At 38.6% G+C, this 12,355-nt stretch carries 13 protein-coding genes; 12 read left to right on the top strand and 1 reads right to left on the bottom strand.

Going from position 1 to position 12,355, the window contains the following annotated elements; genetic code table 11:
* Positions 1 to 3: 3 nt before the first annotated feature.
* The 4 genes from IGJ39_RS13170 to IGJ39_RS13155 all read left to right on the top strand — a co-directional run bounded on the left by IGJ39_RS13170 (position 4) and on the right by IGJ39_RS13155 (position 2,080).
* Positions 4 to 534: an NYN domain-containing protein gene (locus IGJ39_RS13170; protein ID WP_019724412.1), complete on the top strand. Its 531-nt coding sequence runs from the start codon at positions 4 to 6 to the stop codon at positions 532 to 534.
* Between the two features lie 77 nt (positions 535 to 611).
* The gene (locus IGJ39_RS13165; RefSeq protein ID WP_019724411.1) at positions 612 to 1,187 is read left to right on the top strand and encodes a sigma-70 family RNA polymerase sigma factor; all 576 of its coding nucleotides are present in this window, start codon (positions 612 to 614) and stop codon (positions 1,185 to 1,187) included.
* A 116-nt stretch (positions 1,188 to 1,303) separates the two neighbouring features.
* Positions 1,304 to 1,549, top strand: coding sequence for a Veg family protein (locus IGJ39_RS13160; RefSeq protein ID WP_010734068.1), 246 nt, complete (start codon positions 1,304 to 1,306; stop codon positions 1,547 to 1,549).
* 93 nt (positions 1,550 to 1,642) lie between these two features.
* Complete coding sequence (locus IGJ39_RS13155) at positions 1,643 to 2,080, top strand: GNAT family N-acetyltransferase (RefSeq protein WP_023520523.1); 438 nt, start codon at positions 1,643 to 1,645, stop codon at positions 2,078 to 2,080.
* A gap of 35 nt (positions 2,081 to 2,115) precedes the next feature.
* On the opposite strand, the gene mscL is transcribed toward IGJ39_RS13155, so the two are convergent.
* Positions 2,116 to 2,580, bottom strand: coding sequence for a large conductance mechanosensitive channel protein MscL (gene mscL, locus IGJ39_RS13150; RefSeq protein ID WP_019723892.1), 465 nt, complete (start codon positions 2,578 to 2,580; stop codon positions 2,116 to 2,118).
* A gap of 222 nt (positions 2,581 to 2,802) precedes the next feature.
* Here mscL and yfmF point away from each other — a divergent pair, with 222 nt between their 5' ends.
* From yfmF to IGJ39_RS13110, 8 genes are all read left to right on the top strand, one after another.
* Positions 2,803 to 4,071, top strand: a complete 1,269-nt coding sequence (gene yfmF, locus IGJ39_RS13145; protein ID WP_019723893.1) for an EF-P 5-aminopentanol modification-associated protein YfmF — start codon at positions 2,803 to 2,805, stop codon at positions 4,069 to 4,071.
* Positions 4,064 to 5,353: an EF-P 5-aminopentanol modification-associated protein YfmH gene (yfmH, locus tag IGJ39_RS13140; RefSeq protein ID WP_019723894.1), complete on the top strand. Its 1,290-nt coding sequence runs from the start codon at positions 4,064 to 4,066 to the stop codon at positions 5,351 to 5,353. Before yfmF ends, yfmH begins: the two co-directional genes overlap by 8 nt.
* Positions 5,354 to 5,648: 295 nt before the next feature.
* Positions 5,649 to 6,539, top strand: a complete 891-nt coding sequence (locus tag IGJ39_RS13135) for a helix-turn-helix domain-containing protein (RefSeq protein ID WP_019723895.1) — start codon at positions 5,649 to 5,651, stop codon at positions 6,537 to 6,539.
* Positions 6,540 to 6,710: 171 nt separating this feature from the next.
* The gene (gene pgsA, locus IGJ39_RS13130) at positions 6,711 to 7,289 is read left to right on the top strand and encodes a CDP-diacylglycerol--glycerol-3-phosphate 3-phosphatidyltransferase (protein WP_019723896.1); all 579 of its coding nucleotides are present in this window, start codon (positions 6,711 to 6,713) and stop codon (positions 7,287 to 7,289) included.
* 224 nt (positions 7,290 to 7,513) lie between these two features.
* A complete protein-coding gene (locus IGJ39_RS13125) occupies positions 7,514 to 8,758 on the top strand; it encodes a competence/damage-inducible protein A (RefSeq protein WP_019723897.1) in 1,245 nt (414 codons plus the stop codon).
* A gap of 105 nt (positions 8,759 to 8,863) precedes the next feature.
* Positions 8,864 to 9,904: a recombinase RecA gene (recA, locus tag IGJ39_RS13120; RefSeq protein ID WP_019723454.1), complete on the top strand. Its 1,041-nt coding sequence runs from the start codon at positions 8,864 to 8,866 to the stop codon at positions 9,902 to 9,904.
* 288 nt (positions 9,905 to 10,192) lie between these two features.
* Positions 10,193 to 11,749 (top strand): ribonuclease Y, encoded by a 1,557-nt coding sequence (gene rny, locus IGJ39_RS13115; protein ID WP_010734077.1) that lies wholly within the window; start codon positions 10,193 to 10,195, stop codon positions 11,747 to 11,749.
* Positions 11,750 to 11,941: 192 nt separating this feature from the next.
* A complete protein-coding gene (locus IGJ39_RS13110; protein WP_029594071.1) occupies positions 11,942 to 12,145 on the top strand; it encodes a hypothetical protein in 204 nt (67 codons plus the stop codon).
* Positions 12,146 to 12,355: the final 210 nt, after the last annotated feature.

Raw genomic sequence — 12,355 nt, 5'->3', positions numbered from 1 at the left:
GGCATGAAGAAGCAGCTGTTGATCGTCGATGGCTATAATATGATCGGTTCTTGGCCGGAATTAGTGGCACTGAAAAAGCAAGATAAAATGGCGGATGCCAGAGAAGCCTTGTTGCATCGTTTATCGAATTATGCAAAATATGAAGGTATTGAAGTAATCGTCGTCTTTGATGCACAATTAGTTCCAGGTATCCAACAAAATTATCGAAAATACCAATTAGAAGTCGTGTTCACAAAAGAGGATGAAACGGCAGATACGTATATCGAGCGGATCGCTGGAGAGTTGAATACTCGTTTGACGCAAGTGACTGTCGCAACGAGTGACTTAGCAGAACAATGGGTGATTTTTTCACAAGGTGCCTTACGAACTTCCGCGTACGAATTATATAAAACAATCAAAAAAACAGAAAAAAATATTACCCAAGATAATATAAATATGCGTTTTATTGATTTTCGACGAAATTCTCCGTGGAATGAAGAACAATTAGAAAAATTGTCCCAAAAATTGGACGATTTAATGAGAAAAGAAAAATAACAGCCAGATACGATTAGTTATTCAATGAATTGATGGTAAGATTCCTCCATAATCGAAAGTTATGGAGGAATTATTTTATGTCCGAGGAGTTATTGTGCGCCGCCCGTAATGGAGATGAAGAAGCATTTTCTATGCTGTATCAAAAATATTTCCCGTTATTATTACGGTTGAAAAATATTTATTATCTAAGGAATTATGTAAGTGAAGATTGGGAACAAGAAGCAAGGATTGCTCTATATCAAGCACTTAAAACGTACGAAAATAATAAAGGTGTCAGTTTTGGGAGTTATTACAAAAGTATTATCAGTAACCAAATCTACTCTTTATTGCGTAAGCAAAACGCGCTAAAACGTCGAGACCAAAAAAATGAAATTTCTATTGAACAAAAAATAGCGACAGAAGGACCAGATTTTTTAGCCGAGATCACCATCCAAGAACCTGTTGCGATGCAACAATTACTATTAAAAGAAGCTTTCGAGGACTGCGATATCAAATTCTCATCAAAAGAGGCAAAAATCTTTCAACATTACATGCAAGGCAATGATTTTAGCGAGATGGAGAGAGAATTATCAATGGATCTGAAGCAAATAAAAAGCGCTTACGGTCGAGTGAAATATAAGATAAAAAAACATCTGAAAGATTATAATGAGTGATTTTTTATAGCATTACTAATGTTTTTCTTACTTATTTCTATTGCATTTCTTTTTTTGATATGGTAAACTTGAAAAATTTTACTATATATGGTATGATAGTAATTGAGGTGAATTGTATGCCACTAACTTTAGCTACAATCAAAAAAGATTTAGAAGGTCGTATCGGCAGCCAAATCATGTTGGTTGCACAGACCGGAAGAAAGCGTCAAACGGAACGCCGAGGCGTTTTAACAGAAACCTATCCTTCAGTCTTTGTCGTAGACTTGGATCCTGAAGAAAATTCATTTGAACGAGTATCTTACAGTTATTCGGATGTACTTACTCGAACAGTTGAGATCGAATTTTTAACTGAAGCAGTTTAAAAAGCAAGCGGACCTAGATTATACATGAGGTTCGTTTGCTTTTTTGTATCTAACTCGTTATGCTATTAGCAAGAAAGAACGGAGGTCCTGATGATGAAGCATTATGTAAAAAAATTTGCAGAACTAACAACAGCAGAATTTTATGCAATCGTGAAAGAGCGAATCGCCGTATTTGTTGTTGAACAAAATTGTCCTTACCAAGAAGTCGATGAGATCGATGAAATCGCATGGCATACTTATTTTAAAGATGAAGATGGTACGATTTTGGCATATACACGTATTTATGCAGAAGAAGACACAGTTCATTTTGGACGAGTCTTGGTCAATCAGGCGCATCGCAAGTCAGGTTTAGGACAAAAAATCGTGGCACAAACATTAGCGGCGATCGAAGCCAATGCACCTGGACGTCCGATCGTGATCGGGGCACAAGAATATCTACAATCATTTTATGAATCCTTTGGTTTTCAGGCAATCTCAGAAGTATATTTAGAAGATGGAATCCCCCACTTAGACATGAGAAAACAAGCATAAAAAAAACAGAAGAATTTCCTTCTGTTTTTTTTATCTCACGCTTTAGGATCCGTGCTCTCAGAAGTTGCTTGGGCAGTTGGGCGTGCATTATTTTCAGCTGTTTGTTGTGCCAATAGATCGCGAATATCACTAAGATAATCTTCCGCAGTGGGTTTGTCTTCCACCACTTCTTCTTCTTTTGGTCGTAATTTTTTCGCATGATTGGCTGCTTTGACCACTAGGAATAGAACAAAACCAGTAATGACAAATGTAATAATTGCACTAATAACATTCCCAAAAGAAAAGGTGACCCCTTTCGCAGGTGACCAATCAAGAACAGACAATGCACCATCCAAATCAGAGGTACCTGTGATCATTGCAACGACCCAACCAATTAAGGGAGTAATCAGACCTTGAACGATTTGATTCACAATGCCCGTAAAAGCACTACCGATCACTACACCGACAGCTAGATCTAGCACATCGCCTCGCATGATAAATTCTTTAAATTCTTTGATCATTGTTTTTCTCCTTTCTTGTTAATCCTAGTATATCGAAGAATAAAAAAATGTAAAAACAACACGCTTAATAATATCCCCACACGTTCGTTCAATCACTTGTATGCTATACTAGAAAGTGACTTTTAAAAAAATTGGACAAAAAAAGAGAACTTTTATGTCGTTGAAACAACAACGATCATCGCTAAGAGATCCAAGGATCATGACAAAAAGGAGTAGTTATTTATGGCCTATCAATTGACAGAAGGTGTCAACCTTCATGTGCTACCAACCAAACAATTTAAAACGATCCGTATTTTTGTACGGTTCACCACAGCCTTAGAAAAAGACATCGTCACCAAACGTTCATTACTGAGTAGTTTATTAGAGACGAATAGCTTGAACTATCCGGATCAGACACAATTAAGTGCAAAATTAGCTGATTTGTATGGAGCTGGTTTCGGTTTTTCTGTCCGGAAAAAAGGCAATCTACATTGGATGAATGCCGGAATCAGTTTCGTCAATGGTGCGTATGTCAATGACAGCACGATTTTGACAAATGCCGTTTCCTTTTTAAAAGAGGTATTATTCTTCCCTAACATCAAAAATCAAACATTTGATCAAGCCACATTTGATTTAGAGAAAAATAACTTAAAGCAATATTTGGAAAGCTTAAATGAAGATAAGCAAACAATGGCTTCATTAGCATTACAAGAATTATATTTTGAACAGTCAGATGCACAAAAAATCCCAAGTATGGGGTCCGTTGAAGAACTCGAAAATATCACATCAAGTGCCTTAGCAGAATATTATGCACGTATGATCAAAGAAGACCAAGTGGATATTTTTGTAGTGGGTGATATCGAAGAAACAATGGCAATCGAAGCGTTAAAAGAGCTTCCTTTCACTGAGCGAAAAGTGGTACGACCAGAAATCTTTTATCAACAAACACAAAACAACGTGATCAAGGAACGACAAATCCAAGAACCAGTGGTGCAAGCCAAACTGAACCTAGCCTATCAAACCAATGTTTATTACGATCAACCAGAACGTTTTTCATTGATGGTCTTCAATGGCTTATTCGGAGGCTTCCCTCACTCCAAACTTTTCATGAATGTACGTGAAAAAGAAAGCTTAGCTTATTATGCGTCTAGCAACGTTGATACTTTTCGTGGGTTATTGACTGTACAAACAGGCATTGAGACCAAAAATCGTAATCAAGTCTTGCACTTGATCCATCAACAACTGGCAAGTTTACAAAATGGCGAAGTCACTGAATTGGAGCTTGAACAAACCAAGGCAATGTTACGTAATCACTATTTGTTGTCTTTGGATTCGCCACAAGCTGCAATCGAATCCGCTTATTTAGCACACTGGCTTCCTGATACTGAACTATCGGACGAGGAATGGTTGGCTCGCATGGAACGTGTAACGATCGAAGATATTCAAGAAGTAGCAAACCAAATCGAATTACAAGCAATCTTCTTTTTAGCTGGAGGTGAAGAGAATGCATAAAGCAGAGTATAGCCAAATCAATGAAACACTGTATCACGAAGTCTTACCGAATGGTTTGACGGTTTACTTGTTACCAAAAAACGATTATCACAAAACTTATGGTTTATTCAGTACGAATTATGGATCGATCGACAATGAATTTATTCCTTATGGTGCAACGGAAAAAGTGAAAGTTCCTGATGGGATCGCGCATTTCTTGGAACATAAGTTATTTGAAAAAGAAGAAGGCGATGTGTTCCAATTGTTTGGTCAACAAGGAGCATCAGCGAATGCGTTCACGAGCTTCACAAAAACCAGCTATTTATTTTCAACGACAGATCAAGTAGAAAAAAATCTTTTGACCCTACTTGATTTTGTTCAAGCGCCTTATTTTACTGAAGAAACAGTCAATAAAGAAAAAGGGATCATTGGTCAAGAAATCCAGATGTATGAAGACGATCCGAATTGGCGGTTATTCTTTGGTATCTTAAACAATCTATACCCCAATCATCCATTACACATTGATATTGCAGGAACGGTGGAAAGTATTGCTGACATCACAGCAGAGGATCTATATACTTGCTATCGCACCTTTTATCAACCAAGCAATATGGTGTTATTTGTAGTTGGTAATTTGGAACCAGAACAGTTGATGGAGCAAATTCGCCACAATCAAGCTGCCAAAGAATTTCCACCCGCTCAAAAAATCGAACGATTCTTTCCCGAAAATCAAGCAGATGTTCTGCCGATAAGTACCTTAGAAGCAGCGATCACACGAGAAAAATTTGTGTTAGGGATCAAAGGAATCGATGTGTTACCTGAAAATGGGAGAGAATTGCTCAGATATAAAACAGCGATTCGTTTGTTACTACAATTACTTTTAGGCCCAACTGCACAAAACTATTTAGCCCTTTACAACGAAGGAATTATTGATGATAGTTTTGGCTTTGAGTTTAGTTTAGATCGTGAATTTCATTTTGCTGACTTCAGTGGCGATTCGGACCAACCAAAACTAGCAGTAAAAAAAATAAAAGAGATTCTATTGAACTTTGAACATGACGAAGGAATCACAGAAGAAAACTTGATCTTATTGAAAAAGAAAATGTTAGGGCAGTATTTCCAATCATTGAACTCCATCGAATACATCGCCAATCAATTTACACAAAGTCTATTTGGTGACCAAACATTGTTTGATCTGCCAGAAATCATTGAATCAATCCAGATGACGGATCTTCTTCAAGTAGGACGCTCTTTTATCAATGCTGACGTGTTTAGTGAATTTTATATGCAGCCAAAAAAGTGAAACAGTAAAAAAACTCTGAATTTATTGGACATACTCGCTGTTTCGTCATGCTTTTTGTAAGAATAAAAGAAAGTTTTAAATTTCACTTTAAAACAGATGAAATGTTATCCAAAGTAAGTTCGCTTTGTGGTATTCTTAAGTAGATTGAGTGCAAGATTGATCAATATAGAGGGAACACTATACATTGAGCATGAATAAAGCAAAAATTCAATGAGAAGCAGTCAGAAAAAATGGTCGATCCTCAGTAGAGAAAGCACCTTCTGACTAGAATACACAGACTGGAGAAGATGAACGAGTGGCTTTTGAAACCATCGGGGAAAAATTACGGCAAGCCCGTTTAAACAAAAAAATATCATTAGATGAATTACAACAAATGACGAAGATCCAAAAACGTTACTTGGAATCGATCGATCAAAATGAATTTGATCAATTGCCAGGTAAATTTTATGTTCGTGCATTTATTCGTCAATATGCAGAAGCTGTTGGTGAAGATGGTGATTATTTAGTGGATGTTTTTGATGGGAAAAAATCTTTCGCAGATGAGACCATCAAAAAACGACCAGAACCAGAAACAGTGAGTGGTTCAAGAAAAGCCATGCACGAAGAAGAAAAGAATCTAACAAAATTCTGGACAAGTCTGCCAGTGATTTTATTAGGATTAGTCGCTGTAGCAATCATCACAGTAGTGGCATATATGTCATGGCAAGACCGTCAATCGGAGCCGATCATTGGTGGAACAGCTTCAACGGTATCTGTCGATGGTTCGATCACGGAAGAAGAACCGGAGTCAAGTGAATCAACGGTTGAATCGACCGTGGAATCGACAACAAAATCAACAGAAGAAGAGAAAAAAATGACCATCACACCGGGACAAGACACAGGAAGTGCGCTTTCAATCGAGGTAAAAGATGCGAAAAAACCGATCACATTGGAATTTACAGCAAGTGAACGTGTCTGGATTGGTGTCCAATTGAACAATACGTTTGATTATCACTATCAAGAAACCTTGGTTGCCAATGATACAAAAACAACAGAACTTCCAGAAAATACGACAAATGCAATGATCACACTTGGAGCAGCGAGTAATGCAACGGTCAAATTAAATGGTGAAGAACTGCCTATCAACGCAGGTCCAAATAATACGAGCCTGAAGAATATTTCGCTTTCCTTGCAGTATGCAGAATAACTAGTTTAAACATCAACCGTGTAAAAGAGAGCCGGAATCTTGTGTTGGGCTCTCTTTTCTTGTTTAGATAGTAGGTTATAATTTAGTGAAAGATTTGTTTAGCAATTGAGAGACTATTGGTGGAAACTTTTGCTGGACTGACGTAAAATAGGAAAGAAAGGAGTCGTTCTTGTGAATTTACCAAATCAATTAACTGTACTTAGAATCTGTATGATTCCAGTGTTTATTTTAGTCGTCGGCCTTCCGTTAGATTGGGGGCAATTAACGGTAGGAACAACGTCATTAGCGATCACTCAGCTAGTAGGTGCCATCATTTTTGCTTTAGCAAGTGTGACGGATTGGCTAGATGGGAAAATTGCTCGCTCCAGAGGATTAGTGACGAACTTCGGAAAATTTGCTGATCCATTAGCAGACAAAATGTTAGTTATGACAGCTTTTATCATGTTGGTAGGTCAAGGAAAAGCGCCAGCATGGGTGATTGCGATCATCGTTTGTCGTGAGTTGGCTGTAACAGGGTTACGATTATTGCTTGTCGAGGATGGGGAAGTCATGGCAGCTGCTTGGCCTGGAAAAGTAAAAACAGCTACTCAAATGATTGCGATCATTTTATTATTCATCAATAATATCCCATTCAACTTGATCAATGTACCCCTTGATCAAATCATGTTATACGCTTGTCTGATTTTTACCATCTATTCAGGTGTCGATTACTTTATCAAGAATCGTGGCGTATTCAAAGGATCCATGTAACATCATCGAATCACTTAGTTCTTATCAGAAACAGATCGGTTGTTCCCGGTCTGTTTTTTTTTGGAAAAAAGACGCACCAGCAAGAATAAAATGAGCAAGGAAAAACGAATCTACCATCAAATAGCGTATACTATTAGGTAGAGCCAATTAGTCAAACAAAGACTAATTTACAGATAACTAAGGGGATTCTATAACTATTCCCCAACTAAAGGAAGCGATCAAATATGAAATCTGAAATCATAGCAGTAGGAACAGAATTATTACTTGGACAAGTCGTGAATACGAATGCGACATTTTTATCAGAACAGTTAGCAGATCTAGGAATCGATGTCTATTATCACACAGTTGTCGGGGATAATCCGACTCGTTTGGAGGAGTTACTCCAGTTAGCTGAATCAAGAAGTGAACTAATCATTTTATGTGGTGGATTAGGACCAACAGAAGATGATTTAACAAAAGAAGTTGTTGCAAAACACCTTGATAGAAAACTGATCCAAAATACAGAAGGTTACAAGAAACTGTTGGCATTTTTCGAAACGACAAAAAGAAAAATGACGGATAACAATTTACAACAGTCCCAAATCATTGAAGGTGGCACACCATTACCTAATCGAACTGGCTTAGCGTTAGGCACGTTTTATCAAACGAAAAGCAATGCCTATCTTTTACTTCCTGGGCCACCGAGTGAGTTGAAGCCGATGTTTGTAGAACAAGTACGCCCCTTGTTAGAACAACAATTCCCTTCAGAAGAAAAACTGATCTCAAAAGTGTTGCGCTTCTATGGCATTGGTGAATCACAATTAGTAACCGATCTAAAAGACTTGATTGCTACACAAATCAATCCCACGATTGCTCCTTATGCCAAACCAAATGAAGTCACACTGAGATTGACCGTCAAAACGTCAGATATTCATGCAGGGAATCAAGCGTTGCACGCACTGGAAGAAAAGATCCAAGCCCGTGTCGGTGAATATTTTTATGGATATGGGGATGACTATTCGTTGCCACAAGCTGTCGTGGATCTACTGAAAGAACAGGGGAAGACAGTCACAGCAGCTGAAAGTTTGACAGCCGGAGGCTTTCAATCCGCACTAGGAGCGATTCCTGGCGTCTCTCAAGTCTTTTCTGGTGGTTTTGTGACTTATTCAGCAGAGACCAAAGCAAAGCTCTTAGGCATCGATCCAGACCTGTTAGAGCAGTTTGGCACAGTCAGTAAAGAATGTGCCGAACAAATGGCGATCCGCGCGCGTCAGCTCGTCGGTACAGATTATGCCGTAGCATTTACCGGCGTGGCAGGACCCGACACATTAGAAGGACATCCTGCAGGAACAGTTTGGCTGGCCGTTGCATCTAAAGAAGGCGTAGAGACAAAAGAGTGTCACTTCACGAGAGACCGTGCTGCAATCAGAAATAGTGCGATTATGCAAGGATTTGATCTGCTGAGAAAGCAACTATTAAGAAAAAAATAAATGCGAATATTTGTTCGGTTTTTGCTTGCTTTTTATAAATAAAAAAGATATTATAAACGTAATGAAATGTTACTTTGAGTCGTAAAAATAAGGAGGATTATCGTATTGGCAGATGATCGTAAAGCAGCCTTAGATGCTGCATTGAAAAAAATTGAAAAGAACTATGGGAAAGGTTCGATCATGAAACTGGGCGAAAAAATCGACCAACAAATCTCGACAATTCCAAGTGGTTCTCTTGCACTAGATGTTGCTTTAGGGATAGGTGGCTATCCTCGTGGACGGATCATTGAAGTCTACGGTCCAGAAAGTTCAGGTAAAACAACGGTTGCACTTCATGCAATCGCAGAAGTCCAAAAAAATGGTGGGACTGCCGCCTTTATCGATGCGGAGCATGCCTTAGACCCGCAGTATGCCCAAAAATTAGGGGTAAATATCGATGAATTACTCCTTTCTCAACCAGATACAGGAGAACAAGGATTAGAGATCGCTGATGCTTTAGTATCAAGTGGTGCAGTAGATATCGTCGTTGTCGACTCAGTAGCAGCTTTAGTACCACGTGCAGAGATCGACGGTGAGATGGGTGACTCACACGTAGGGTTACAAGCTCGTTTGATGTCTCAAGCCTTACGTAAACTGTCAGGATCGATCAACAAAACAAAAACGATCGCGATTTTCATCAACCAAATTCGTGAAAAAGTTGGCGTGATGTTCGGTAATCCAGAAATCACACCAGGAGGACGTGCGCTGAAATTCTATGCAACGATCCGTTTGGAAGTACGTCGTGCTGAACAATTGAAACAAGGAACGGACATTGTCGGTAACCGTACAAAGATCAAAGTCGTAAAAAATAAAGTAGCGCCACCATTCAAAATCGCTGAAGTCGATGTCATGTATGGCTTAGGTATCTCTCAAGAAGGCGAGCTATTGGATATGGCAGTTGAAAAAGATATCGTTGACAAGAGTGGTGCATGGTATTCTTACAAAGAAGATCGCATCGGTCAAGGTCGTGAAAACGCGAAGATCTATATGTCAAATCATCCAGAGATGATGGCTGAAGTATCTACATTAGTGCGTGCAGCTTATGGCATCGGTGAACCAGTTGATGTACCAGAAGAAGCACAAGAAGAATTACCACTAGATGAATAAAGAAATAAGCGGGTATCCGGTAGTCTAATAACTACCGGATGTTTTTTTATTTTTCTCTAGAATAAGCACAAAAAAATCAATCATCACTCGCTCAAAACCTCCCTTTTTTGAAAAACAAGGAAGCCGTTTCTTTTCGTATTTAAAGTTGACACTACTGGAAACAAACATTAGAATAAACTTGTGCAGGTTTTTATGCACATATGCAACAGCATATTTATAGTTTAGAATAATTTATCATAGAAATTGGTAGATGATAAAAATGGAAAAGATAGTATGGAGGTGGATTTAATGGGACTCAACATTCTCCTCGCTATCATCGGTTTAATTGTCGGTCTTGGTTTAGGGTTTATGGTTGCGAAGTCACGTCATGAGAAAGAAATTGCTGGTGCAAAAACATCAGCTGCAAGTATTCTTGAAGGTGCAAAAAAAGAAGCAGAAACTCTAAAAAAAGAAGCATTGTTGGAAGCTAAGGAAGAAAATCAGAAATATCGTTCTGAAGTTGAAAGTGAGCTGAGAGAAAGTAAATTAGAGCTAAAATCTCAAGAAAATCGATTGATCCAACGCGAACAAACGTTAGATCGTAAAGATGACTCGTTAGAAAAACGAGAAAACTCACTTGAAAGTAAAGAAGAGGCACTTAGTTCAAAACAGCAATTAATTGAAGAGCGAGAAAAAGACGTTGAAAGATTGATTGAAGATCAACAAAAAGAATTAGAAAAAATTGCTGGTTTATCGAAAGAAGATGCAAGAGAAGTAATCATGAAATCAACCGAAGAAGAGTTGAATCATGAACTGACCTTGATGGTAAAAGAATCAGAACAACGTGCAAAAGAAGAAGCAGATCGCAAAGCGAAGAACTTGCTTTCATTGGCTATCCAACGTTGTGCAGCAGATCAAGTTTCTGAAACGACAGTGTCTGTCGTGACATTGCCAAATGACGAAATGAAAGGTCGTATCATCGGACGTGAAGGACGAAATATTCGGACTCTTGAGACCCTTACAGGGATCGATTTGATCATTGATGATACACCAGAAGCAGTCGTTCTTTCAGGATTTGATCCAATTCGTCGAGAAATCGCACGAATGACATTAGAAAAACTGATTCAAGATGGACGGATCCATCCAGCACGTATTGAAGAAATGGTTGAAAAATCACGCAAAGAAATGGACGAACGGATTCGTGAATATGGAGAAGAAGCAGCCTTTGAAGTCGGCGCACATACGCTTCATCCAGATTTGATCAAGATCATGGGTCGTCTCCATTTCCGAACAAGTTATGGCCAAAACGTGTTGAAACACTCGGTCGAAGTAGCGAAATTATCAGGAATCTTAGCAGCGGAGTTAGGCGAAGATATCCAATTGGCGAAACGTGCGGGATTGTTGCATGATATCGGAAAAGCATTAGACCATGAAATTGAAGGCTCACATGTTGAGATCGGTGCAGAACTAGCAGCGAAATACAAAGAGAATCCGGTTGTGATCAACGCGATCGCCTCTCACCATGGCGATGTCGAAGCAACTTCTGTTATTTCCGTCCTAGTTGCCGCTGCAGACGCATTATCAGCAGCTCGCCCAGGTGCAAGAAGCGAATCATTGGAAAACTATATCCGTCGTTTGAGAAGCCTAGAAACGATCTCAAACAGCTTTGCCGGTGTTGAATCAAGTTTTGCTGTCCAAGCCGGACGTGAAGTACGCGTCATGGTTAAACCAGAAGAAATCTCTGATTTAGATGCGGTACGCTTAGTACGCGATATCCGTAAACGCATCGAAGATGATCTGGATTACCCAGGACACATCAAAGTAATCGTGATCCGAGAGACTCGTGCAACCGATTATGCGAAATAAAAAATAGTTAAAATATAGGATGACCCAACAGATTAGATTAGTCTGTTGGGTCATTTTTTTTATTCTAGGGCAGAACAGATCGTGACAACGCTTATGACTTTAAAATGATCTTTTATGACAGATAAGATATCCATAGTTTTTTAACGGTATAGTAATACTTGAAATAACTATAGTATAAGGAGGCGAAGCATATTGCGGATGAAAATAATGAAATTTGCTGACGAACATCCCTATCTAATCGTCATTTATTCTGGATTGGTTGGGAGTGCTTTTGGGATCACGATTGAATATATCGTGAATCGTGATTTCCTGCCGAGAGGCATTTATAGTCTGATGTTTTACTATGTCATAGAATTGTCGATCGTTAAACTCAAATCAAAAAAAAGAGGAAATTAAAACAAGACAATAAGAAAAGATATGTTTACATACATTCATAAAAAACGGCTGAAATGACAGGAAGTGTTCATTTCAGTCGTTTTAGGTGTAAAAAAACACTTAAATGAATTCCTTTTTACCTAGCCAAAAAATGCACACCTTCTTGAGTAATAAGTTGAAAATCAGCCATTTCATCTTGGAACGTTCAATCTAATTTATTTGACCATTTTT

The sequence above is a fragment of the Enterococcus sp. AZ140 genome (assembly GCF_051714405.1).
Taxonomy (GTDB): domain Bacteria; phylum Bacillota; class Bacilli; order Lactobacillales; family Enterococcaceae; genus Enterococcus_B; species Enterococcus_B pernyi.
Note: the sequence above shows the minus strand (reverse complement) of the source record. Positions and strands in the feature narration are given on the sequence as shown.

Bases quoted from the DNA above. Each gene is read 5' to 3' on its own strand.
- yfmH (WP_019723894.1), top strand. From the start codon at position 4,064: ATGCATAAAGCAGAGTATAGCCAAATCAATGAAACACTGTATCACGAA.
- IGJ39_RS13170 (WP_019724412.1), top strand. From the start codon at position 4: ATGAAGAAGCAGCTGTTGATCGTCGATGGCTATAATATGATCGGTTCT.
- IGJ39_RS13160 (WP_010734068.1), top strand. From the start codon at position 1,304: ATGCCACTAACTTTAGCTACAATCAAAAAAGATTTAGAAGGTCGTATC.
- rny (WP_010734077.1), top strand. From the start codon at position 10,193: ATGGGACTCAACATTCTCCTCGCTATCATCGGTTTAATTGTCGGTCTT.
- IGJ39_RS13155 (WP_023520523.1), top strand. From the start codon at position 1,643: ATGAAGCATTATGTAAAAAAATTTGCAGAACTAACAACAGCAGAATTT.
- IGJ39_RS13165 (WP_019724411.1), top strand. From the start codon at position 612: ATGTCCGAGGAGTTATTGTGCGCCGCCCGTAATGGAGATGAAGAAGCA.
- mscL (WP_019723892.1), bottom strand. From the start codon at position 2,580: ATGATCAAAGAATTTAAAGAATTTATCATGCGAGGCGATGTGCTAGAT.
- IGJ39_RS13125 (WP_019723897.1), top strand. From the start codon at position 7,514: ATGAAATCTGAAATCATAGCAGTAGGAACAGAATTATTACTTGGACAA.
- yfmF (WP_019723893.1), top strand. From the start codon at position 2,803: ATGGCCTATCAATTGACAGAAGGTGTCAACCTTCATGTGCTACCAACC.